The following is a 22,668-nucleotide window of genomic DNA, read 5'->3' as shown; positions in this document are numbered from 1 at the left end:
AGTGTCTTCTCTCTCTTGCCGCTGTACGGACGGGTTCGCTAGCTGCCGACGCCCGTGCCGACGAACTCGGCCCAGTTGAGGTTGAACAGGTTGCCGCCCGTGGAGCCACCCGTGACCGAGCGGAACACCAGGAAAAGCTCATGCGTCCCGGACATCGAGACCGGGAACGTCTGGCTCGTCCAGGTTCCCGTCCCGCCGGTGGACACGAGGTTGGCCGTCGTCAGGATCGGTCCGTTGATCGAGTCCTGACGGACCTCGATCGCCGCCAGCGGCGACCCGGGCGTGCGGTTGTTCGCCGCGTCCGCCACGCGGAACGTGACCGAATCGATGTTGGTCAGGTTGAATGGGCCGTTGAGCTGGAGCCAGTCGCCCGAGCCCAGGCTGCCACGGTGCACGCCGGCGCCGCCGTCGGTGTTGGTCGCCGTGTTGGTGCCGGACTGGCTGACGACGAACTCCACCTCCTGGTGCTTCTGGCGGATCTGGTGCTGGCCGGTCGTGGTCAGCGCTGGGACGCCGCCCGGACCGCCGTGGTCGGTGTAGCGGGCCTGGATCACGCCGGAGACGTTGCCGCCGTGTGAGGCGTCGTCGGCGATCGTGTGGAGCACGCCAGAGCAGCCGTTGACGGACTCCTCGGCGTGGCCGTGCTCGTCGTGGGCGAGCACGAACGTCACCTGCACCTCAGAGCAATTCACCGTCCCGTCCTCGGGGTCGGTGACCGTGACCGAGAACGGGATGTCGTCGCCGAACTCGAACGTCCCGCCCTCCACCGGGGTATTGACGACCACCTTCGGGCTCGTGTTGCCCACGGTGATCACGGTGCTGGTCGAGGTGTGCTGGCCGGACGAGTCGAGCACGGTCAGCACGGCCGTGTAGCGGCCGGACTGCGTGTAGGTGTGTGCCGGGTTCGGGTCGGTCTCGATCGCCGAGCCGTCGCCGAAGTTCCACTCGTAGCGGATCGAGTCCCCGGGATCCTCATCCAGCGAGCCGGCGCTGGAGAAGTTCACGGTCAGCGGCGTCCCGCCATCGGTGCGGTCCGTGGTGAGCACGGCCTTCGGCGCGCGCTTGCCCTTGACGTACTCCCACTTGTACATGCCCGCGTCGGGGCTGATGACGTTGAACCCGTTGCCGTAGGTCAGCAGGTAGAACGCGCCGTCAGAACCGAACTGCAAGTCCATCGGGTTGTCGCACTCGAACTTGAACCTGCCTGCCCCGGCGTTCGCACGGCTGCCGCAATCCAGGAAGTTGTTGATCTTCTGGACGTGGTTGGTCTGCTTGTCGAGCTTGACCTCGCGCAGCGTGTCCTGCGTCCACTCGCTGATGATCACCGAGTCGTCGTAGTACGGCGGGAACTTGTTGGGGTTCGGGTTCTCCGGGTCGTAGTGGTACTTCGTGACCCCGTGCGGACCGACGCCGCCGGTGTAGAGCTCGGGGAACAGCCGCGGGCATTCGGTCGTCGAGCCGGGCGCGATCGGGCCCGGGGTCGGCGCGTAGCCGGCCTCGCACGGGGTGCCGAGCGGCGTGCTCGTGTTGTTGTCGCGGTAGGAGTACCAGATGTCCGGGTCGGTGACCGGCGGGACGTCCCTCAGGCCCGGCTCGACCGTCGGACCGCCCTCAATGTTCCACAGCGAGTCGTTGCGCTGCGTCGGCCCGTCGCAGTCGAACTTCTGAGCCGGGTTGTTCAGCGGCGTGCCCGCGGTGGTGGTGCCGGGCGCGAACTCGTGGAAGTTCCACTCGTAGTACGCGAGGTCGCGCTTGTAGCACGTCGGCCAGCCGTAGTTGGACGGCTTGCGCACGATCTCGTAGCGGCCGGTGCCCGACGGGCCGCGCGAGCGCTGCGGTGTCTGGGCGTCGGGCGAGTAGTCGCCGACGTAGGCCACGTCGTTCTCGTCGACCTGGATCCGGAACGGGTTGCGGAAACCCATCGCGTAGACCTCCGGCCGCGTCTTGTCCTGCGGCGCGCCCGCGACCAGCGGGAACAGATTGCCCGACGGGATCGAGTAGGCGCCCGTGCCGGAGCCCAAGTTGACCTTGTTGGCGTCGGCGGCGGAGATGTTGCCGTCCTTGACCTTGATCCGCAGCACCTTGCCGCGCAGGTCGTTGGTGTTCAGCGCGGTGCGGCGTGCGTCACCGGTGAGCCGCTGATACCAGCCGCCCGCCTGCGCCGTGTTGGTGGCGATCGCCGGCGTGGCGGTGCCGGTCAGGCCGGCGCCGTCGGCGGTGATCTGCGGCTGATCGGACTGCTGCTTGCCGCGGCGGAAGAACACGTTGACGTTCGAGGTGTTGACCGGGCCGCCGCTGGTCTGGATCTCATCCGCCTCGATGTTCGGGAGCGCCTCGAGCGCCGCGTCGATCGCATCGCGATCCGCGTTCCACGCGATCGGCTGCGTCGTCTGGCCATCGAAGGTCAGCGTGAACGTGCCGCCCGTCGCGTTGGTGACGCGCACGGTCTGCTGCTCGTCGGTCTTCTGCGAGTTGAACGGCCCGTAGCCGCCGGCGTTGATGCCGCCCGCGGGCGTGTCATCGCCGGTGACCAACCAGAGGTTGCCGTGCTTGTCGAAGTCGATGTCGCCCCCGACGTGGCAGCACTCCTGGCGGTTGACCGGCACGCGCATGATCTGCTGCTCGGAGCCCATGTCGAGGTGCGCCGGCGTGCTGTCGGTGGCGTCGACGAACTTGAAGCGGCTGAGCTGGAAGTAGCCCACGTACGGATCCCACGCGGTCTTGGACGCCGCCACGTTCGGCGGATTGGTGTTCGGCGTGGTCTGGGTGACGACCGATCCGTCGCTCAGCTTGACGTCGGTGACCTGCTTCGGCGAGTAGTAGAGGTAGACCCACTTGTTGGTCGCGAAGTTGGCGTCGACCGCCGGGCCATAGAGCCCGTCCTCGCCCGCGGAGTAGATCTGCTGCGTCATCGGCAGGCTCGTGTCGGCGAAGTTGGCGACGACCGTGGTGACGCCCGTGGTCGAGTCGTGCATGCGCAGCGAGCCGAGGCGGTCCGTCTGCAGAACGCGGCCGTCCGGCAGCTGGTCGAAGCCGATCGGCTCCTGCAGGTTCGGCGGCGAGCCGATCTTCGTCTGCTGGTAGTTGGCCAGCACGGTCGCGCCGCAGTCGCTGTAGACCGGGTCGGCCTGGCCCGCGGCCCAGCCGATCGCGCCCTTGAGGTGCTTGGTGAGGCCGGCGTCGAAGCTCGCGGCCGTGTTGCCCAGGCCGGTGTAGAACGAGCGGCCGCCCTGGAAGTCCTTACACCACGAGACCGGGTGATCGGCGCCCATCGTGCCCCCGGCGATCCCGTCGAGGTCGGCGCCCTGCGGCTGCGGCCCGAACGGGTCCTCGACGACGGTGGCGAGGACGTGTGACACACCGCGGACGTTCTTCGTGAAGTTGTACCAGTTGTCGGTCCGCGACCAGAACTGCGGCAGATCCTTGCTCGCGTCGTGGACGCGGTCGGCGACCTTCACGTCTGCCGATTGCACGTCGGTCCTGCCGGACGCACGCGTCCCCAGGAGGTCGGTCAGGAACGACCAGGACTCGTCGGTCTCGACCGCCGAGCCGACGCCGACGAAGCCGCCGCCCTTGCGGAAGTAGCTCTCGAAGTTCGCGCGTTGCGCGTCCGTGAGCGGGCTCGCGACACCCGTGTCCAAGAACACGACCGCGCGGTACTGCTCCAGCTTCTTCTCCGTGAAATGGGAGCCCACGCCAGCGGGCGCGGGCGCCACGACCGTGAAATCACCGGTTTTGGCCGCATTCCGGATCGCGTCCAGGCCGGCCGACGACACTGCGTTCTGGGTGCTGCGCACCACGAGCACCTTGAAATCGGGCTTGGCCGCCGAGGCCGCCGTGGCGGCCTCGGAGCTCACCGGGGTCGCGAGGAGCGTGATGAAAGGGGCGATGAGGGCCAAGGCCATCGTGGTCGCGGTGCGACGTCTCGGGCGTCGTCTGTTTTCTGGCGGGGCTGCGTCGAGCAGCCTGGCCCACGTTCGATGATGCGGTGACATGAAAAACCTTCCTGACTGGGGGGAGGTCAGGCAAGGCGCGCGCCGCCACGCTTGTTGCCACTTGGCGATACCGGATATTGCGGTTGCTGGAGGGTGCCATCTCCAGGTCTGTGGGGCCGTCAGTATGGTGCCGGCCTGGGTAAACCCATGATCATGGTCGGGTCGTCGATGATGTGGTTGATCTCCACGCTCGCCGCGCCACGGGAGGCGGCGCCGAAGCCGAGCCTGGAGGCGACGAATCGGTACTGGGCGGCTGGAGCGGCTACCACGAGCCGTTGCAGCTGGTCTTGTGCGTGTGGCAGCAGCCACTGGGCCAGCGAGGCGAAACAGCCTCCGATGACGATCACTCGCGGGTTGAACAGGTTGGCCAGGATCGAGTCACCGAGCCCGGCCAGGTGTGCTCATGCCGATGCGGAGTTGATGGACTTGGAGAAGACTTCCATCATCACCCGGCCGAACTGCGGCATGTCGGGCCATCCGCGGCAGGAGACGAGGTTGCCGTCCACGACGTCCGGAGCGTCGATGACGGTAGCGCCCGCGTTCTCCATGTCACCGGTGATGGGAGGGAAGCACGCCGTCTTCCGGCCCTTCAGCAGCCCGTACACGGCCGGCACCTGCGCGCCGTGGCACACCAGCGCGATCGGGAGGTTGCGCGCGAAGAAATGCTCGGTGATCCGCCTGACGTCGGGGTCGACCCGGATCCACTCCGGGGCGCGTCCCCCGGGGATGATGAGAGCGTCATAGCGCTCGACGTCGACCTCGGCCCAGGGCACGTCGACCGGCAGCTTGCGGCCGTTCTTCTCCACATAGGCGTCGGAGTTGGGGTCGAACTCGTGGATGACCAGCTGAACGTCACGCATCGTCCGTGACGCGACGTCGACGTCCCAGCCCCCCTCCTGCACGCGGTAGTAGGGATACATGGTGTCGAGCTCCTCGGCGGCGTCGCCGGTAAGGAGCAGTGCTCTAGGCACCTACTTCTCCTCGATCTGGGGCGGTTGAGATGAATCCGATCGGATCTGATCCGGTTGAGTCAGCATTCCTCGGCCCGGCCCACCCGTCAAGCCTTTACCGCCATTCCGTCAGCGCCCTTGACCTCGTCGAACAATCGCCGGAACCGCTCGCCGGACAGCAGGATGTGCCGGCGCATGGCGTAGGCGGCGGCGTCGGGGTCACGTGCGGCGATCGCGGCCAGAACCGCTTCGTGCTCGGCCATGGCCAAGTGAGTGACCTGGGTGTCGTGGAGAAGCCGGAACAGGTGCACGTGCGTGTGCAGGCGGGCGAGCGCTTCGCGGATGACCTGGTTCTCCGCGCTCAGGGCGACGAGATCGTGAAAGGCGGCGTCGCGCAGCCCGAAGGCGCCGTAGGCCATGAGCCCGTCGCCCCCCTCCAGCTCCGCCATCTCATCCAGCATTCGCCGCAGGCCTTCCACCTGCTTCAACGATGCGCGTTCCGCGGATCTGCGCGCCGCCGCCGGCTCGAGGAGCAGGCGGAGCTCAAGCATGTCCTCGAATCGCTGGCGGGTGATCTGGGGGGGAATGCGATAGCCGGCATGGGGCACACGAACGACCAGGCCCTCGGCCTCCATGCGGTTCAGAGCGTCTCGGATCGGCGTCTGCGAGACCCCCAGCTCTCGCGCCAGGACATCGATCGTGACGCGGGAGCCGGGCTCGATCCTCAGCGACATCAGCTGTCCGAGCAGCGTGTCGTACACCTCGTCGGCAAGCCGGCCGCGAGATCTTCCCCGCGGCGTTCCGCCCGTCATGGCCCCACGGCGCCGCGCGATCATCACTTCGTCGTCCATCCTGACGTGAGGTCCTTTCTTAGGCATACGGGAACCTGTTGACATCGGTCGCAACGCTGCGGGATGTTGACGCCCCCACTCGGATCGTATAGGAAAGGTGGCGGATGCCAGCCATCCTCCACCCATTGCGAAACCGCCCGCCATCGCTCCGCTTCGATCAGTTGGAGCTCCTATGAGCATGCTCGAGGTCCTATTCGGTTCGTCACCGGGCCACACAAGGGCCGCAGGACCTCTCGGCTGCTAGAAGCCCCATTACGTCGCGGCGTACTCGTGACGCCGGTCTGCGGGTCAGCCCCTGCGACAGCCGGCAACACGCCTTAACACCCCCCAAGCAACTGCTCGGCGAAGCGCGCAGTAAGGCTCCAGAGCCCCCCACTCAGAAAGCAGGCAAGAAGATGCGGTATCCGAAGCGAAGCGGACGACTGTCCGTTCCCCGTAGAACGGCGCAACTTGCGGCGGCGGCCATGTTGGTGGTCACCTCCATGGCGGCTTGCGGGGGGGACGAGGGCACGAATGCGAGCGCCCCCAAGGCGCCTGCGACCATCCCGGAGCTGACCAAGGACCCGCTGACCCTCAGCTTCATCTGGTTCGACTGGCCCCCCGCCCACGCCCTGGAGACCTTCGCGAACGCGGAGTACACCAAGGAACGGCCGAACGTGACCATCAAGGTCAACACCGTGCCGAACGCGAACTGGCACGACGCGATGTTCACCCAGTTCGCAGCGCACAAGACCGACTTCGACATCCCGATTCTGGACTCGCAGCACATCGGCGAGGCCGTGACGAACGGCAACATCCTCGACATCACCGACTTCGTCAAGCAGAACATCGAAGTCGACGCCTACAACCCGTACCTCCTGGCGGCCTACGGCCAGTTCCCCCAGGCGGAGACCGGGAAGCGTGACGAGAACGCCAGCCTGTACGGCCTGCCGCTGCTCGGCGACACCTGGACGATGATCTACCGCAAGGATCTGATCGGCGACACGCCGCCGCAGACCTGGGACGAGATGATCTCCGTCGCCGAGAAGTGCCAGACGGACAACCCCGGCGTCAGCGGACTGGCTTTCCACCAGGCCAACGGCTCCGACGCCGCGGCCGTGACCTACAACACGGTCAACGGCGTCTACGGCGGCAACCTCTGGGACGCCAAGTCGCGCAAGATCGAGGGCGTCCTCAACGACGCTGCGGGCCAGGAGGCGATGGACGTCCTGGTCAACAAGATGAAGCCGCTGACCGCCAAGGGCTCCGGCAACTGGTTCATCGACGAGGTGAACGCGGCGGTCGCCCAGGGCAAGGCGTGCATCGCGTTCAACTGGATCGCCGCGAGCGGCGCCCTGCTCGACCCGAAGGAGTCGACGCTCGGCACCACAAAGGAGGAGATTCTCAGCAAGCTGGGCTTCGCCACCCTGCCGAGCCAGAAGACGAACCTGGTGCCTCTCGGCGGCATGGGGATGCACGTCTCGGCCTACTCCTCCGAGGAGAAGCAGGCGGAGGCGCTGAACTTCATGAAGTGGTTCGAGCAGGCGGACATCCAGAAGAAGTGGGCCGCGGCCGGTGGCGTGCCGGCGCGTACGGACGCCCTGGAGTCGCCCGAGTTCCTCAACGCCGGGCCGTTCAACAAGGTGTACGCCGACTCGGTCTCGCGGATGCGGGACATGTGGAACGTCCCCGAGTACGCGCGCCTCATCGACATTGAGAACACCAACGTCAACGCGGCTCTCAACGGCGCGAAGAGTCCGCAGGACGCGCTCAACGACATCGCAAAGGAGCAGCAGGCCGTGCTCGACTCCAGCAGCCAAAAGGGCGGCGGCGGACTGTGAGTGACCCCGTCTCTCTGACGACGGACCACCCCGGGCAGGCGGCGTCCGCGACGCCGCCTGCACCGGGCAGGTCCCGCCACTTGAGCGACCGCTGGCTCGCCGTGGCCTTCATCTCTCCGGCGTTGCTGCTGTTGCTCGCGATGTCGGTGTTCCCGTTGCTGTGGGCGTTGTACCTGTCGTTCACCGACTACTCGGCCACCCGCGGGGGGCCCGCCCATTTCGTCTGGTTCGGGAACTACACCGCCATCCTGGCTTCGGAGCAGGTCCACCTGAGGGCCTTGACCACGTTGATCTACGTGGTCGGCGCGGTCACCCTGCAGACCGTGCTCGGTTTCACCATCGCCTACCTGATCTCACGGCGTACGCGCGGGCGAGGACTGCTGACCACGCTGTTCCTTATTCCGATGATGCTGTCGCCGGTCGTGGTGGGATTGTTCTGGCGGTTCATGCTCGACGCGCAGTTCGGCGTGATCAACAGCATGCTCGGCTCGCTCGGCCTGGGACAGGTGGAGTGGCTCACCCGGCAGCAGACGGCGTTGTTCTCCCTGATCGTGGTCGACACGTGGCAGTGGACGCCGTTCATCATGCTCATCGCGCTCGCCGGCCTCACCGCGGTCCCCAAGTACCTGTACGAGGCCGCCTCGATCGACCGGGCGTCCGAGTGGTTCCGGTTCCGCACCATCACTCTTCCGCTGGTGTGGCCGCTGCTCCTCATCGCCGTGCTGTTCAGGGCCATCGAGGCCTTCCGGCTGTTCGACCTCGTCTACATCCTCACCAGCGGAGGTCCGGGGGTCTCCACGGAGACGTTGTCGTTCCACGTCTACAAGGTCGCGTTCCTGGGCTTCAACACCGGAACCGCCTCGGCGTACGGGATCCTCATGGTCCTCATCGTCATCATCCTCACGCAGCTCTACCTGCGCTACCTCAACAAGCTCAAGGAGGACTGATGGCCGTCTCCGTCGACGAGGCCGTGGCCACAGGTCCTGCCCGGGATCGCACGCCCTCCGCGCGCCGCCTCGGTGGCCGGGGCCGCTCCGTGCTGGAGGTCGTGCTACTGACCGTGCTGGCCGTCGTGATGCTGTTCCCGGTGCTGTGGATGATCGAGACGTCCATCAAGGAGAACCGGGACGTCTACGCCATCCCGGCCAAGTTCTTCAACTTCACGGTCACCATGGACCATTTCAAGGACGTGTTCGTCGCTCCGGGCGGCGGTCGCTCGGCCTTGTCCGCGGCGTTCCTCAACTCCGTCCTTGTCGCCGGGGTCTCCACGGCGCTGGCCACCGTGCTGGGTGTCCCGGCGGCCTGGGCCTATTCACGCTTCTCCGTGAAGGCCAAGAAGGACCAGCTGTTCTTCATCCTGTCCACCCGTTTCATGCCGCCTGTGGTGGTCGTGATCCCGATCTTCCTCATGTACCGCCAAGTCGGACTCATCGACTCCAAGCTGGGCCTGATCCTCATCTACGCCGCGTTCAACGTCCCGTTCACGATCTGGATGATGAAGGGGTTCGTCGACGAGGTGCCCTCGGAGTACGAGGATGCCGCCATGCTCGACGGTTACACCCGTTTGCAGGCGTTCTGGCGGTTCACCCTTCCCCTGCTCCTGCCCGGGATCGCCGCGACGGCGGTCTTCGCACTCATCTTCTCGTGGAACGAGTTCGTGTTCGCCATCTTCCTCACCTCCAGCGACGGCGTGCGGACGGCCCCACCCGCCATCGCCGGCCTCATCGGTGGAACCACTGTGGACTGGGGTCTCGTGGCCGCCGCCTCCCTGGTGTTCGCCCTGCCGGTGCTCATCTTCGCCTACCTGGTGCGCAAGCACCTCGTCGCCGGTGTGACGCTCGGGGCGGTGCGACGCTGATGGCGGGCATCGAGGTGACCGCCCTGCACAAGCGCTACCCGGACGGGACGGTCGCGGTCGAACACGTGGACCTGTCCATCCGCGACGGCGAGCTGTTCGTGATGCTCGGCCCTTCGGGCTGCGGCAAGACGACCACACTGCGGGCCATTGCCGGTTTGGAGAGGCAGACGACGGGCGACATCCGCATCGGCGACACGCTGGTCAACGACCTGCCGCCGGCCGAGCGCGACATCGCCATGGTGTTCCAGTTCTACGCTCTGTACCCGCATCTGAAGACCCGCGACAACCTGGCGTTCCCGCTGCGGGCCGAGGGCCTGCCCAAGTCGGAGGTGCAGGAGCGGGTCGACGAGGCCGCCCGGCTGATGCGGCTCGGTCCGCTCCTGGACCGGCGACCGCACCGGCTGTCCGGTGGCGAGCAGCAGCGCGTCGCGCTCGCTCGCGCCCTGGTGCGGCGACCGCGCGCGTTCCTCATGGACGAACCCCTCACCAACCTGGACGCGGAGCTGCGTGCGGACATGCGCACGGAGATCAAGCACCTGCAGGGGGAGCTGGGGACGACGATGGTCTACGTCACCCATGACCAGGTCGAGGCGATGTCGCTCGGTCACAGGATCGCCATCCTCAACAAGGGGCGCGTCGAGCAGATCGGCACGCCGCTGGAGGTCTACGACCGTCCGGCGAGTCTTTTCTGCGCCGCGTTCATCGGCTCCCCGCCGATGAACCTGATCGAGGTGGAGGTGGCCGACGGGAAGCTGCGCAGTCAGGGCGGGCTGACCCTCGCCCCACCGCCAGGCCTGCCGCGCGACCGTCGCCTGGTCGCGGGCGTCCGGCCGGAGGCGCTGGAAGTCACAGAGCAGGGGGCGGAACGCTCGGTCGCGGCCCGCGTGGTCTCGGCGGAGTGGCTGGGCGACGAGATCATCTACGTGGTCGACCACGGCGGCCAGCGCGAAGTACGGGTTCGGATGCCACCGACTGTCCGTTTCGCCGCTGACGCACCGGTCGGGCTGCGGCACACCGGCGGGCCGCCGCCGGTCTACGACGTGAGCACGGAAGAGCTGGTGGCCTGATGGGAACCGTGGCAGTGGAAGGGCTGCGCAAGTCCTTCGGTAAGGTCCAGGCCCTGGACGGGGTGACGCTGGACGTGCCGGACGGCTCGTTCTTCGTCGTGCTCGGGCCCTCCGGGGCAGGCAAGACGACGACCCTGCGAGCGATCGCCGGCCTTGAGAAGCTCGACGCCGGGTCGGTGCACCTGGACGGGAAGGACGCGACCGGTGACCCCCCGGCCGCACGCGACCTGGCCATGGTCTTCCAGAGCTACGCCCTCTACCCGCGGCTCACGGCGTACGAGAACATCGCGTCGCCGCTGCGGGCACGCCGCTGCTCTTCGAGCGAGATCGCCGCCGCCGTCGAGCGGATGTCGAACCTGCTGCACATCGAACGCCTGTTGCAGCGTCGTCCCGCGCAGATGTCGGGCGGGGAGATGCAACGTGTCGCCCTGGCCCGGGCGCTGGTCCGCAGCCCGCGCGCGTTCCTCATGGACGAGCCGCTGACGAACCTCGACCTCAAGCTCCGCGTCGAGATGCGCACCGAGCTCACCCGCATCCACCGGAGCCTCGGGGGAACCTTCATCTACGTGACCAACGACCAGGTCGAGGCCCTGTCCATGGCCGACCAGGTCGCGGTCATCAAGGAGGGGAAGGTGCAACAGGTCGGAACGCCGACAGAGGTGTACGAGCGCCCGGCCAACCAGTGGGTCGCGGGCTTCGTCGGGAGCCCGCCGATCAGCCTGCTCGCCTGCCGCGCCGAGGGAGATCGTCTGATCGGGGACGGCTGGACGCTGCCGCGGCCCCGCTGGACCACGGCTGAGGACGGTCGTCCGCTGATGCTGGGGCTGCGCTCAGAGGACCTGTCCGTCGAGCAGCGCGGGGACGCGTCGCTGGCGGGTGAGCTCTACGGGCTTGAGCCGCTCGGCGACCGAACGGTGGTCGACGTCCGAGTGGGCACGGAGATCATCAAGGTCAAGGCCCGGCCCACCGTCACCGGTACGCCGGGCGAGCGGCTGCATGTCACGGTCGACCTGGACCGTGCGCACCTGTTCGACGCGGGCACCGGGCTGGCGCTGTCCGAGGCCGGGAGGTAGCCGCCCAGGAGGTAGCCCCCGGGAGGTAACCGCACAGGGCGGCGACGTCAGCAGGCGCCCGCACGTGGCGATCGAGCCTCGGCGGACCGTCACCGGTGAGCACGGCCTGACGACGCCGAAGCGGCCATGGCCGGACAAGGCGATCGGTGGCGCGGGGCGTCGCCCTGCGGTCAGGGCCAAGGCCGCTTCCGACCCGCTTCGGCGACCTCGGTCCCGACGAGGTCGTGTGACCCGTTCGCCGACGCGCGTGGCGCGATCGCCGAGGTCACGCAGGACATCACCAAGAACATCACAGGAGGCGACGCTTTGACTGACCCCATGAACGTCCTGGCCCCCGAGCACCGTCGGCTGCGGATCGGCGACGCCTGGCGCGACGCCGCCAGCGGAGCCACCTTCGCCGTCGAGGACCCGGCCACCGGCAAGACCATCGCCGAGGTGGCGGACGCCGGCGTCGCCGACGGGCTCGCCGCTCTGGACGTGGCGAGCAAGGCGATGGCGGAGTGGGCGACGACCCCGCCGCGCAAACGGTCAGAGCTGCTGACCGCGACGTACCGGGCACTGACCGAGCGGTCCGAGGAGGTCGCCCGGCTGATAACGCTCGAGATGGGCAAGCCGCTCGCCGAGGCTCGGGCAGAGGTGGCCTACGGCGCCGAGTTCTTCCGTTGGTTCGCCGAGGAGGCGGTGCGCATCGAGGGGCGCTACAACACCGCTCCCGGTGGTGGCTATCGCATCCTCACCGTGCCGAAGCCGGTCGGGCCGTGCGTCTTCGTGACGCCCTGGAACTTCCCGTTGGCCATGGGCGCCCGCAAGATCGCTCCTGCGCTGGCGGCGGGCTGCACGACGATCACCAAGCCGGCGGCCCAGACGCCGCTCACCATGCTGTTCCTGGCCCGCATCATGGAGGAGGTCGGCGTTCCCCCGGGCGTCGTCAACGTCGTGACGACCAAGCGTTCCGGCGAGGTGGTCTCAGCGCTGCTGGCCGACCGTCGGACCCGCAAGCTCTCGTTCACCGGGTCGACCGAGGTCGGGCGCGTGCTGCTACGCCAGGCGGCGGACAACGTGCTGCGCACCTCGATGGAACTGGGCGGCAACGCGGCCCTGATCGTGTGCGCGGACGCGGACCTGGACGTCGCGCTCAACGGCGCCATGGTGGCCAAGATGCGCAACATAGGGGAGTCCTGCATCGCGGCGAACCGAATCTACGTCGAGGAGCCGGTGCGCGAGGAGTTCACGGCGCGCTTCGCCGAGCGGATGGCCGCGCTCTCGGTGGGCCATGGTCTCGACGACGGCGTGGACGTCGGCGCGTTGATCGACGAGCCCTCGGTCGCCAAGATCGACGAGCTGGTCGCCGACGCGGTCGATCGCGGCGCCCGTGTCGTGGTGGGCGGCGAACGTCTTGATGGGCCCGGCCACTTCTACCCGCCTACGGTCCTCGTCGACGTGCCAGAAGACGCGCGGATCCTCGAGGAGGAGATCTTCGGCCCGGTGGCGCCGATCATCTCGTTCACGTCCGACGACGAGGTGATCGCGAAGGCCAACGACACCGAGCACGGCCTGGTCGGATATGTCTTCACCCGTGACCTCCAGCGGGCGCTCCGGTTCACCGAAGGGCTGGAGACGGGGATGGTCGGCATCAACCGTGGCCTCATCTCGGACCCGTCTGCTCCGTTCGGAGGCGTGAAGCAGTCGGGGATCGGCAAGGAGGGGTCGCACGAGGGCATCCTCGAGTACCTCGACGTCACCTACGCGGCGATCGACCTACCGTGACCGGTCCGCTGCTCCGGGCGCCCGCCAAGGGCGACGTCTTCATCGCGATGGACCCGTGGGCGCCCGGGCGCGACCGAGTCCGGGAGCCCGGCGCGCGCCTGCGCCACCCGGCAGCCAACCATGGCGACGCCGTCCCGGTCTCGCACGTGACCTGGCCGTCCGCCCAGCAAATCACCGCCGACGTTCCAGAGAGGCACTGACATGCTTGAGACCGTCCGCGGACCACGCCAGCTGATTGTGGGCGAAGGGGTCGCGCAGAACATCCCACGAGTGGTGGCCGAGTGTGGCTCGCGCGTCCTCATCGTGACCGACCGGGTTCTTCTGGAGCAGCCGGGCGTGGCCGAGATCGTGGCCGCCGTACGGGAGAAGGTGGCGGTCGTCGGGGTGTTCGCCGACGCGACTCCGGACGTGCCGCTCTCCGATGTCGACCTGGCCGTCTCGGCCGCCGCGGAGGTGGACGCCGACGTGATCCTCGCCATCGGGGGTGGCACGGTGATCGACCTCGCCAAGATCGTCGGCGTCATCCGGTGCCACGGTGGGACGCCGCGCGACTTCTACGGCGAGTCGAGGGTGCCGGGGCCGACGATTCCTCTCGTCGCGGTCCCGACGACGTCAGGCACCGGCTCAGAGCTCACGCCCGTCTCGGTGCTGACCGACCCGGACCGCGAGCTGAAGGTCGGGGTCTCCAGCGTCCACATCGTGCCCGACTTCGCCATCGTCGACCCCGAGCTCACCTACACCTGCCCTGCGACCGTCAGCGCCCACTCCGGCATCGACGCGTTCTGTCACGCGGTGGAGAGCTACACCGCGCGACCCCGGGCGTACGGACCGCGCGACACGGTGGAGCAGGTCTTCCTCGGCCGCAACCCGGTCACCGATCACTACGCGCTCCTGGCCGCGGAGCGGATCGCCCGCAGCCTGCCCAATGTCGTCAGGGACGGAGGCGACAAGGACGCCCGCGCGGACATGTCCTACGGGTCCATGCTGGCCGGGCTCGCGTTCTCCCACGCCGGCAACGCGGCTCCGCACGCCCTGCAGTACCCCATCGGCGCAGCCACCCATACGCCGCACGGCCTGGGCGTCGGGCTGCTGCTGCCCTACGCGCTGGACGCGGCCAAGGACGCCATCAGCGACCGGCTGGCCATCCTCGCCCGGGTGTGCGGGCTCGACGTGACCGGCGCCTCGGATGCCGAGGCCGCGGACATGTTCCTCACCTGGCTCGACCGGCTCCTCGCCGACATCGGCATCCCCAGCAGCCTGGCGGACATCGGCGTGGCACGCGCCGACCTCCCGCGCTTCGCGGAGATGGCCAGTGGCGTCACCCGCCTGATCCAGAACCATCCGGGCCCGACCGACACCGACAGCCTGACCGCGATCCTCGAAGCGGCCTGGAGCGGGGACCGGACCCGAAACGTCCTGACTCCCGAGCAGAGATAGTCGGGCCTTTCACACGACGACGAGTTACCCGGTCGAGGTCTTCGATGCGGGATAGCGCGGTCGCCGCGGCGGGCGGGCTTGCGGCGCTCCGGGCGCAGGCCGGGTTGGCGACGAGCAGTTCTCGGCGCTGGGCCCAGGTGGTGAAGGAGACCAGAGCGGACAGGTGCCGGTTCCAGGTGGCCGCGGCTGCGGTGGTCCAGCGGTCCATCACCGCGGCGTACTGCTCGGGGGTCAGTCCGCTGTTCCTCCTGCAGGGGATGCATCTTCCGATCTCGCGAAAACCACGACGAGCTCCAGCCCGCCGCCCGGGTTGGGGTTCGCTCGTACGTCGGCCCCGTGGGCCTTCGCGATCGCCGCGACGATCGACAATCCGAGCCCGGCGCCCTGTCCAGGAGTCGTGTGGAGCCGTCGGAAGGGCTTGAAGAGGTCGCCGAAACGTTCCTGGGGCACGTGCGGGCCGGTGTTACGGACCGCCAGAACCCCATGAGAGAGCGTTACCTCAACGGTTCCGCCGGGATGGTTGTAGCGGACCGCGTTGTCGAGGAGGTTGGTGACGAGCCGGCTCAGCAGGACAGGGTCCCCATCGACGACGAACGGCTCTGCCTGCCCCGTCACACTGACGCCGTCCGCATCTCTTTCCGCCAGGACGCGCCGTACCACCTGGTCCACCGCCACCGGACTCCTGTTGTCCAGGCCGTGTTCCGCCTGGGCCAGGACCAGCAAGGCGTCGATGAGGTTCTCCGCGCGGCGGTTGTGGCGCAGGAGCGTGCCGCGGATCTCGCCGACGTCCTCGGGAAGCCCGATCTCGATCGCCGCCCGCTGGACGGCCAGCGGAGTCCGCAACTCGTGGGAAGCGTTCGCGATGAACCGCCGCTGCCCCTCGACGGAGCGTTCGAGCCGGTCGAGCATCGCGTCGAAGGTGTCGGCCAGTTCCTTCAGCTCGTCCTTCGGCCCGGCGAGCGCGATCCGTTCGTGCAGTGTCGACAGGGACAGCCGCTGCGCGGTGGCGGTGATCCGGTGGATGGGCCGCAGGATCCGCCCGGCGAGCAACCACCCGACGGCCAACGAGACCAGTGTCAGGGCCCCGACCGTCAGCACGGTCACCTGCCACTGGTAGCCGATCACGGTGTTCACCAGTTGGGGCAGCTGTGGCAGCCGATCGTTCGGCACGCCCCGGGGCGGCGCCGCCCCTCCGCCGGACAGCCGGCCGATCCGCGCGTCCAGCGTCCGACGCAGCAGGAGGTTGACCGTGACCAGCAGCACAACCGAGGTGAGTAGGAACAGTCCGGAGTAGATCAGCGTGAGCCGTACCCGGATCGTCGTCACAGCAGGTATCCCGCGCCAGGAACGGTCTGAATGCACGGCGGGTCCCCCAGCTTGGCCCGCAGGCGGCTGACCAGGACCCGCACCACCGTGCTGAACGGATCGGCGTTCTCGTCCCAGGCCTCTTCAAGCAGCCGTTCGGAGCTCACGACCCCGCCGTCCGCCCTCATCAGCACCTCCAGGACGGCGAACTCCTTGAGTGACAGATGCAGGTGCCGCCCGTCCCGCGAGGCCTGCAGCCGGTGCCTGTCGAGCACGATCCCGTGCCGCGTCAGCACCGGTGGCACCTGCGACTGGCTGCGCCGCCCCAGCGCCTGCACTCGTGCGACCAGCTCGGTGTAGTCAAAAGGTTTGGGCAGGTAGTCGTCGGCCCCCATCCCGAGACCCGCGACTCGCTCCGGCACCGACGCCGCCGCCGTCAACATCAGGATCCGCGTACGGCTCCCGCGCGCCACCAGCTCACTGCACACGAGGTCGCCGTGGATCTCAGGCAGGTCCCGGTCCAGCACGAGAACGTCGTAGTCGTGCACCGCCAGCCGCTCCACCGCGGCGGCCCCGTCGTACACCACGTCGACGGCCATGGCATGGCGGCGCAACCCCACCGCCACGAGATCAGCCAGATCTCGTTCGTCTTCGGCCACCAGAATCCGCATCCGACATTCCTACTGGAACCGGAGTCTCAGTGGCGTTAACGGATCCGTTCACGACCGTGTAAGCCGCTTCAGGCCACGCTAGCGGCCATGATCAGAGCCCTCTGTGCGGCCGTCCTGGTGGCGGCCCCGCCGAAGGCATCGTGCTCCCGCTTGAGAGTGGACCCATCGAAGGAGTGGATCGTGAGCAATACCGCCGGCACGCCCGTACTGAGCGCCCGCGGGCTAAGGAAGGAGCACGGCGAAGGGGGAGGATTGGTGCGCGCCGTCGACGGCGTCGATCTCGACGTCAGCACGGGGGAGATGGTAGCGATCATGGGACCGAGCGGCTGCGGAAAGTCGACGCTGCTGCACCTGCTCGGCGGGCTGGATCGGCCCTCGGCTGGAGAGGTGTGGCTGAACGACCGGCGCATCGACAACATCAGCGAGAAGGCCCTGGCCGGGATGCGGCGGACCGACGTCAGCTACGTCTTCCAGTCCTTCCACCTGCTGGAGGAGCTCACCGCCGTGGAAAACGTCGAGCTGGCGGCGCTGCTGGCCGGACGCTCGCCGCGGGTCGCACGGCGGCGCGCGGAGGAGCTGCTGGATCAGCTCGGGCTCGCCGGCCGGGCGCGGTTCCTGCCCTCCGCGCTCTCCGGCGGCCAGCGGCAGCGGGTCGCGGTCGCCCGGGCGCTGAGCAACGAGCCGCTGGTCGTCCTCGCTGACGAACCGACCGGAAACCTGGACAGCGCCGCCACCTTGGACGTCCTCCAGCTCTTCAAGGACCTGCACGAGTCGGGGCAAACGCTGGTCATCGTCACCCACGACGCGCGGATCGCGGCCACCGCAGACAGGAAGTTCTCGATGCGCGACGGCGCGCTCGTGGACGAGAGCCGGCTGACCGGCGGCACCACCGGTCAGGTCGGCGTGCTCGCCGGGCTGGAGGACTGACCGGAATGGGCCGCGTCCTCCTCGTGGTCCGCCTGGCCCTGCGAGACCTCCAGCGTCGCCGCACCGAGGCCGCGCTTCTGTTGCTCGCCATCCTGGCCGCCACCACAACGCTGACGCTCGGGCTCGTCCTGCGCGACGCGGCCGGCGACCCGTACCAGAGCACCCGGGCGGCGACCAACGGACCCGACGTGGTCGCCAACGCCGGCCAGGCCGACGACCTCGCGGAGCTCGGGAAACTGGCCACCGCCTCCGGCGTCACCGAGCACAGCGGACCGTACCCCGTCATCGCGGGGAAGCTCGAGGCGTCCGGCCGGACGGCGGATGTCCAGACCATGGGCCGCGACGCCGCTATCGCGGCGGTCGATCAGCCCGCGGTGACCCAGGGCAGTTGGGTCAGCGACGGCGGCGTGGTGCTCGAGGCCGCCTTCGCCGACTCGCTCGATGTGGGCGTCGGAGACTCCGTCACACTGGGCGGTAGGTCCTTCCAGGTCGTCGGCGTCGCGATCACCGCCGCCATGCCGCCCCATCCCGGGGCGTCCTGCATCGTCTCGGCCGGCTGCATCAACGGCGCTATTCCCGACGACCGGGAACTGCCGGCAGGGTTGCTGCACAATCCCGGGCTGGCCTGGCTCACCGAGGCGGACGTGCTGAGCCTCGCCTCGGACCAAAGCTCCCTGTCATACGTGATGAACCTGAAGCTGGCCGACCCGGACGAGGCCCAGGCATTCGTCGACCGGAACAGCGGCGATCACGGCGGCGCCATGCCCATGCAGACCTGGGAGAGTATTCTCGCCGACGCCACCGACCTGGCCCGAGACTCCCAGATCCTGCTGCTGATCGGCGCCTGGCTGCTCGGCCTGCTCGCCGTGGCCAGTCTTTCGGTGCTGGTCGGCGGGCGGATGGCCGATCAGACCAGGCGTATCGGGTTGCTGAAAGCAGTCGGCGGCACACCGGGCCTGGTCGCTGCCGTGCTACTCGCGCAGTACCTCCTTGTGGCCGTCGTCGCGGCTGCGGCCGGGCTGACGATCGGAGCGCTGACCGCTCCGTTGCTCACCGAGTCCAGTGCCGGCCTCGTCGGCGGTGCGGGGACGGCGTCGTTGACCTGGTCCACGATCGGTCTGGTGACCGCCGTGGCACTCGGCGTCGCGGTCGTGGCGACCGCTGTTCCGGCCGTGCGCGCGGCCCGCTCCAGCACCGTCAGCGCGCTGGCCGACGCGGCACGCCCACCTCGCCGCACCGGTTGGCTGATCAGTCTGTCGGCGCGACTGCCCGTACCGCTGCTGCTCGCTCTGCGGGTCGCCGCCCGCCGGCCGCGACGGGTGGTGCTGGGCGTGGTCAGCATCGCGGTCACGGTCAGCGGGATGTACGTCCTGCTGGTGCTCAACGCCTTCCTCGGCGACCAGCCAGGCACCGGCGCATACACCGAAGCTCAGGTGGCGGTGCTGCGGCACGTGCTGCTCGTCTGGACGGTCGTCCTGCTCTCCCTGGCGGCGGTCAACGCCATCGTCATCACCTGGGCGACGGTGCTCGACAACCGGCATGCGGCGGCTCTGGCCCGCGCCCTCGGCGCCACCCCCCAGCAAGTGACCGCCGCCCTGGCCACCGCGCAGGTGCTGCCCACGCTCCTCGGCGCCGTCCTGGGGATCTTCCCGGGAGGCTGGGCGCTGCTCGCCGCAATCAACACGATCGCCGGCGGCGACAGCGACAAGGCCACGCTTCCCGCGCCCTGGCAGCTGATCGCCCTCGTGCTGGCAACCGTGCTCGCGATAGTGGCGCTCACCTCTGTTCCCGCCCACCTTGGCGGCCGCCGTCCCGTGACCGCGACTCTTTAAGCCGGCCACCACGGCCATAGAGCCGTCTCGAGGATCTCGAAAGGGGTGGCCGCTGAGGCGGCACCACCCGGTTCAGATAGCTTGCGAGAATTACCCATCTCCCAAGTGATCCGTGTCGTCGCGTTGCGCAACGGATCACTGTTTCTAATTTTCTATTTCCAGAAAATTAGAAAATGGGTAGGCTGAGCCGCTGTGACGACCCCTGTGACCACCACCGCCTGCAAGCACTGCGGCGCGCCCATCGAGCAGCCGGTACGGCGGGGCAGGCCGCGGGAGTACTGCCCGGACGGGGACTGCCAGGCGGCGGCCAAGAGGGAGCGGGAGATCCGCCGTGCCACGCCGGGCCTGGAGGGCGCGCTGGCGCGGGTGGAGGACCTGTACGAGCGCATGGAGAAGGGCATGGCGGCGGCGATCGAGCCGCTGGCGCTGGTGCTGGCCCAGGAGCTGAGCCCGGCCGGGGTGGAGGCGAAGCTGAGCGCGGTCCAGGCCGAGGCGCACACGAGCGTCGCCATCGCCCGGGCCGAGCGCGAGCAGGCGCTGGAGCAGGTGCGGCTGGCCCGCGAGGCCGCCGACGAGGCCCGCAGGGAGGCCGAGGAGTCCCGCCGCCGGATGGAGGAGGCCTATACCGAGCGCGACACGGCCTTCGCCGACGCGGAGACCGCCCGCGAGCAGGCTCTGGCCGCGCTGCGGGAGGCCGCGAGCACCGAACGCCGGGCCAGGCAGGAGGCCGACCAGGCCACCCGCCGGGCCGAGATCGCCGAAGCCGCCCGCGAGCAGGCCGTACGCGAACTCGCCGAGCGGGTGGACCAGGCGGAGGCCGACGTCCGCCTGGCGCGGGAGCAGGCCGAGCAGGCTGCCGGGGAACGCGACACGGCTCAGACCGAGGCGCGGGAGGCGCGCGCGGAGGCCGAACTGGCCCGCCGCGCGCACCGGGAGGCCGAGCAGGCCAGCGCCGGCGCGCTGGCGCGGGCCCAGGCGGCCGAGGCAGAACGTGACCGCTCGGTCGCCCGGGTGGAAGCCGAACGCGACCGGGCCGTGGCGCAGGCCCACGACGAGCGCGACCGGGTGCTGGCCAGGGCCGAGACGGCGGAGGCCGCCCGCGAACAGGCCGTGGCAGAGGCCGCCCGGCTGCGCGCGGAGGCGGCGCAGGCCGAGGCGCGCGCCGCCGCCGCCGGTACGGAGGCCGCCCGGGCGGGGCAGGACGCCCGGGCCGCCGCCGCCGAGCGGGAGAAGATCCAGGCGGAGCTGACGCTGGAGCGGGCCAGGCTGGCGGACCTGCGCGCGCAACTCGACGTGGCCAGGGCCGAGGCGGCCCAGCTGCGCGAACGCGCGGTCGCCGCCGAGCTCCGGCTGGGCAGGGAGGCCGCGGAACCGCCGCCGGGGCCGTGACGCCCGTCTGCGGTTGAGCGCCGGTGTTCGCGCGTCATCCTCCTGGCGTGATGATCAGCTTGCCTCGCTTGCCGGTGGCTTTGCGCTCGAACTCGGTGAGCGCCGGGATGGCTTGCGAGAGCGGGACGGTGCGGGCGATCGGCAGCCGCAGCGTTCCCCGGCCGGCGGCTCGGGCGACCTCTTCGAGGTCCTTCGTGACCGGCCGCGCGATCAGGGTGTGGAACGGCCCCGGCAGGGCGCTTCTCGCGAGGTTCGACGGGGTGGGCAGGATACTGACGATGCGGCCGCCGGGCTTGAGTATCGTCCGCGCGGCCTTGACCGGGAGGGCGCCGGCGGTGATGACGACGAGGTCGAACCGTCCGGCGAGCGAGGCGGGGTCGAAGTCGAAGTCGACGACCGGGTCGATGCCGAGGTCACGCGCTTCGGATCGGGCGGTGGCGCGGCAGCTCCCCGCGACCGTGGCCTGGTGCGCGAGGGCGAGTTGCACGGCGGAGCGGCCGACTCCGCCGAGGCAGCTGTGAACGAAAACGGACTGGCCCGGCTGTAGCTTTCCCTTCGTCATCAGGGCCTGCAAAGCGGTGATCCCGACCGTCGGGATCCCGGCGGCGTCCTCGAACGAGAGGTTCCCCGGCTTGTTCACGATGCCCTTCTCGTGGGCGACGACCACGTCGGCGAACGCGCCCGCCTCCTTGATCGACGTCCCGCCGAGCACTTCGTCGCCGACGCGCAGCCGGGTGACGCGGTCGCCGACCGCCTCGACGACGCCCGCGAAGTCATAGCCCATCGCGCGCGGGAATCGGCGACCGGTCACATGCTTCATGCGGCCGGCGCGGATCCCGAAGTCCATCGGATTGGCCGCCGCCGCGCGCACCCTGACCAGGACCTCTTCCGCGCCGAGCGGCGCCGGCTCGAAGTCTTCGAGCCGCATCACTTCCGGCCCGCCGTACTCGTGGTATTGGATCCGCTTCACTTCGCTCGTCCCCTTCATCGCTTTCCTGTGCGGCCCTGTCACGGCGTGACCAGGCCTTCGCCGCCTCGCAGGGCCAGTGATGGGACTTTGTCTCATCACTGCGGTCATCACCGTAGCACAGGTGCATGGGACCAAGTCCCGTACACTTCTGCCCATGGCTCGTTGGGAACCGAACGCGGCAGAACGGCTCGCGCACGCCGCCCTCGACCTGTTCGCCGAGCGCGGTTACGAGAACACGACCGTGATCGACATCGCGCAGCGGGCGGGGCTGGGGAAGAGCACCTTCTTCCGGCACTTCCAGGACAAGCGGGAAGTGCTGTTCGGCGGCGGCGCGATGGACGGGCTGCTCGTCGAGGCGATAGCCGCGGCCCCGGCCACCGCCACCCCGCTGGAAGCGGTCGCCCACGCGCTGGACGCGGCCGGCAGGGAGGTCTTCACGCCGGCACGCCGCGAGTTCATCGCCCGCAGGCAGGCGGTGATCGCCGCCAATCCCGAACTGCGGGAACGCGAAGCGCTGAAGAACCTCGCCCTCATCGCGTCGATGACCGACGCGCTCAGACAGCGCGGCGTTCCCGACCTGACCGCCCGCGTGGCCGCGGAACTCGGCGCGCTCGCCTCCACCATCGCCTTCGAACGCTGGAGCCGGACGGCCACCGGCGACGACTTCAGCGAGATCGCGCGGCAGGCACTCGACGACGTGCAGGCGTCCACGTCCCTCTGCTGACGGTCGCGTGCTTGGGAGACGGATCGGTGGCG

19 protein-coding genes are annotated in these 22,668 nt (G+C 69.1%); 12 read left to right on the top strand and 7 right to left on the bottom strand.

The features are described from left to right. Positions 1 to 38: 38 nt before the first annotated feature. The 4 genes from HHX31_RS09210 to HHX31_RS09195 all read right to left on the bottom strand — a co-directional run bounded on the left by HHX31_RS09210 (position 39) and on the right by HHX31_RS09195 (position 5,796). Positions 39 to 3,905: a ThuA domain-containing protein gene (locus HHX31_RS09210; RefSeq protein ID WP_169946996.1), complete on the bottom strand. Its 3,867-nt coding sequence runs from the start codon at positions 3,903 to 3,905 to the stop codon at positions 39 to 41. Positions 3,906 to 4,114: 209 nt separating this feature from the next. After that, positions 4,115 to 4,342 carry a hypothetical protein gene (locus tag HHX31_RS09205; RefSeq protein ID WP_211589408.1) on the bottom strand — a complete coding sequence of 76 codons (228 nt, stop codon included), beginning with the start codon at positions 4,340 to 4,342 and terminating at the stop codon, positions 4,115 to 4,117. Positions 4,343 to 4,396: 54 nt separating this feature from the next. Then, the gene (locus tag HHX31_RS09200) at positions 4,397 to 4,966 is read right to left on the bottom strand and encodes a DJ-1/PfpI family protein (RefSeq protein ID WP_169946994.1); all 570 of its coding nucleotides are present in this window, start codon (positions 4,964 to 4,966) and stop codon (positions 4,397 to 4,399) included. Between the two features lie 86 nt (positions 4,967 to 5,052). Then, a complete protein-coding gene (locus HHX31_RS09195) occupies positions 5,053 to 5,796 on the bottom strand; it encodes a GntR family transcriptional regulator (RefSeq protein ID WP_169946992.1) in 744 nt (247 codons plus the stop codon). Positions 5,797 to 6,278: 482 nt separating this feature from the next. Between HHX31_RS09195 and HHX31_RS09190 the strand changes: the two genes are divergently transcribed. From HHX31_RS09190 to HHX31_RS09155, 8 genes are all read left to right on the top strand, one after another. Continuing rightward, the gene (locus HHX31_RS09190) at positions 6,279 to 7,616 is read left to right on the top strand and encodes an extracellular solute-binding protein (RefSeq protein WP_211589407.1); all 1,338 of its coding nucleotides are present in this window, start codon (positions 6,279 to 6,281) and stop codon (positions 7,614 to 7,616) included. 80 nt (positions 7,617 to 7,696) lie between these two features. Beyond that, the gene (locus HHX31_RS09185; protein ID WP_211589406.1) at positions 7,697 to 8,563 is read left to right on the top strand and encodes a carbohydrate ABC transporter permease; all 867 of its coding nucleotides are present in this window, start codon (positions 7,697 to 7,699) and stop codon (positions 8,561 to 8,563) included. Then, positions 8,563 to 9,474 carry a carbohydrate ABC transporter permease gene (locus HHX31_RS09180; protein WP_169946986.1) on the top strand — a complete coding sequence of 304 codons (912 nt, stop codon included), beginning with the start codon at positions 8,563 to 8,565 and terminating at the stop codon, positions 9,472 to 9,474. The genes HHX31_RS09185 and HHX31_RS09180 overlap by 1 nt, the downstream gene beginning before the upstream one ends. Next, positions 9,474 to 10,541: an ABC transporter ATP-binding protein gene (locus HHX31_RS09175; RefSeq protein WP_169946984.1), complete on the top strand. Its 1,068-nt coding sequence runs from the start codon at positions 9,474 to 9,476 to the stop codon at positions 10,539 to 10,541. The genes HHX31_RS09180 and HHX31_RS09175 overlap by 1 nt, the downstream gene beginning before the upstream one ends. Next, the gene (locus HHX31_RS09170) at positions 10,541 to 11,614 is read left to right on the top strand and encodes an ABC transporter ATP-binding protein (protein WP_169946982.1); all 1,074 of its coding nucleotides are present in this window, start codon (positions 10,541 to 10,543) and stop codon (positions 11,612 to 11,614) included. Before HHX31_RS09175 ends, HHX31_RS09170 begins: the two co-directional genes overlap by 1 nt. A gap of 318 nt (positions 11,615 to 11,932) precedes the next feature. Further along, positions 11,933 to 13,381: an NAD-dependent succinate-semialdehyde dehydrogenase gene (locus HHX31_RS09165; protein WP_211589405.1), complete on the top strand. Its 1,449-nt coding sequence runs from the start codon at positions 11,933 to 11,935 to the stop codon at positions 13,379 to 13,381. Continuing rightward, positions 13,378 to 13,581, top strand: a complete 204-nt coding sequence (locus HHX31_RS09160) for a hypothetical protein (RefSeq protein WP_169946978.1) — start codon at positions 13,378 to 13,380, stop codon at positions 13,579 to 13,581. The genes HHX31_RS09165 and HHX31_RS09160 overlap by 4 nt, the downstream gene beginning before the upstream one ends. 1 nt (position 13,582) lies before the next feature. Then, a complete protein-coding gene (locus tag HHX31_RS09155; protein ID WP_169946976.1) occupies positions 13,583 to 14,818 on the top strand; it encodes an iron-containing alcohol dehydrogenase in 1,236 nt (411 codons plus the stop codon). Between the two features lie 231 nt (positions 14,819 to 15,049). Here the strand turns inward: HHX31_RS09155 and HHX31_RS09150 are convergent, their stop codons facing one another. Together HHX31_RS09150 and HHX31_RS09145 are read right to left on the bottom strand one after the other, a co-directional pair. Then, complete coding sequence (locus HHX31_RS09150) at positions 15,050 to 16,144, bottom strand: HAMP domain-containing sensor histidine kinase (RefSeq protein WP_169946974.1); 1,095 nt, start codon at positions 16,142 to 16,144, stop codon at positions 15,050 to 15,052. Further along, positions 16,141 to 16,794: a response regulator transcription factor gene (locus HHX31_RS09145; RefSeq protein WP_169946972.1), complete on the bottom strand. Its 654-nt coding sequence runs from the start codon at positions 16,792 to 16,794 to the stop codon at positions 16,141 to 16,143. Before HHX31_RS09145 ends, HHX31_RS09150 begins: the two co-directional genes overlap by 4 nt. Before the next feature lie 180 nt (positions 16,795 to 16,974). Here HHX31_RS09145 and HHX31_RS09140 point away from each other — a divergent pair, with 180 nt between their 5' ends. The 3 genes from HHX31_RS09140 (at position 16,975) to HHX31_RS09130 (ending at position 20,942) form a co-directional block, all read left to right on the top strand. Continuing rightward, on the top strand, positions 16,975 to 17,721 hold the full coding sequence (locus HHX31_RS09140; protein ID WP_311931703.1) for an ABC transporter ATP-binding protein: 747 nt from the start codon (positions 16,975 to 16,977) through the stop codon (positions 17,719 to 17,721). A gap of 5 nt (positions 17,722 to 17,726) precedes the next feature. Beyond that, the gene (locus HHX31_RS09135; protein WP_169946968.1) at positions 17,727 to 19,553 is read left to right on the top strand and encodes an FtsX-like permease family protein; all 1,827 of its coding nucleotides are present in this window, start codon (positions 17,727 to 17,729) and stop codon (positions 19,551 to 19,553) included. 192 nt (positions 19,554 to 19,745) lie between these two features. After that, positions 19,746 to 20,942 (top strand): hypothetical protein, encoded by a 1,197-nt coding sequence (locus tag HHX31_RS09130; RefSeq protein ID WP_169946966.1) that lies wholly within the window; start codon positions 19,746 to 19,748, stop codon positions 20,940 to 20,942. Between the two features lie 34 nt (positions 20,943 to 20,976). Here the strand turns inward: HHX31_RS09130 and HHX31_RS09125 are convergent, their stop codons facing one another. Continuing rightward, positions 20,977 to 21,912 carry an NADP-dependent oxidoreductase gene (locus HHX31_RS09125; RefSeq protein ID WP_211589404.1) on the bottom strand — a complete coding sequence of 312 codons (936 nt, stop codon included), beginning with the start codon at positions 21,910 to 21,912 and terminating at the stop codon, positions 20,977 to 20,979. 154 nt (positions 21,913 to 22,066) lie between these two features. Here HHX31_RS09125 and HHX31_RS09120 point away from each other — a divergent pair, with 154 nt between their 5' ends. Then, positions 22,067 to 22,636, top strand: a complete 570-nt coding sequence (locus HHX31_RS09120) for a TetR/AcrR family transcriptional regulator (protein ID WP_169946964.1) — start codon at positions 22,067 to 22,069, stop codon at positions 22,634 to 22,636. Positions 22,637 to 22,668 lie beyond the last annotated feature (32 nt).

The sequence above is a fragment of the Microbispora sp. H11081 genome (genome assembly GCF_012999535.1).
Lineage (GTDB): Bacteria > Actinomycetota > Actinomycetes > Streptosporangiales > Streptosporangiaceae > Microbispora.
Note: the sequence above shows the minus strand (reverse complement) of the source record. Positions and strands in the feature narration are given on the sequence as shown.

Coding starts and splice junctions, on each gene's coding strand:
- HHX31_RS09210 (WP_169946996.1), bottom strand. CDS start 3,905: ATGGCCTTGGCCCTCATCGCCCCTTTCATCACGCTCCTCGCGACCCCG.
- HHX31_RS09195 (WP_169946992.1), bottom strand. CDS start 5,796: ATGGACGACGAAGTGATGATCGCGCGGCGCCGTGGGGCCATGACGGGC.
- HHX31_RS09180 (WP_169946986.1), top strand. CDS start 8,563: ATGGCCGTCTCCGTCGACGAGGCCGTGGCCACAGGTCCTGCCCGGGAT.
- HHX31_RS09135 (WP_169946968.1), top strand. CDS start 17,727: ATGGGCCGCGTCCTCCTCGTGGTCCGCCTGGCCCTGCGAGACCTCCAG.
- HHX31_RS09190 (WP_211589407.1), top strand. CDS start 6,279: ATGGCGGCTTGCGGGGGGGACGAGGGCACGAATGCGAGCGCCCCCAAG.
- HHX31_RS09170 (WP_169946982.1), top strand. CDS start 10,541: ATGGGAACCGTGGCAGTGGAAGGGCTGCGCAAGTCCTTCGGTAAGGTC.
- HHX31_RS09120 (WP_169946964.1), top strand. CDS start 22,067: ATGGCTCGTTGGGAACCGAACGCGGCAGAACGGCTCGCGCACGCCGCC.
- HHX31_RS09175 (WP_169946984.1), top strand. CDS start 9,474: ATGGCGGGCATCGAGGTGACCGCCCTGCACAAGCGCTACCCGGACGGG.
- HHX31_RS09155 (WP_169946976.1), top strand. CDS start 13,583: ATGCTTGAGACCGTCCGCGGACCACGCCAGCTGATTGTGGGCGAAGGG.
- HHX31_RS09145 (WP_169946972.1), bottom strand. CDS start 16,794: ATGCGGATTCTGGTGGCCGAAGACGAACGAGATCTGGCTGATCTCGTG.
- HHX31_RS09165 (WP_211589405.1), top strand. CDS start 11,933: ATGAACGTCCTGGCCCCCGAGCACCGTCGGCTGCGGATCGGCGACGCC.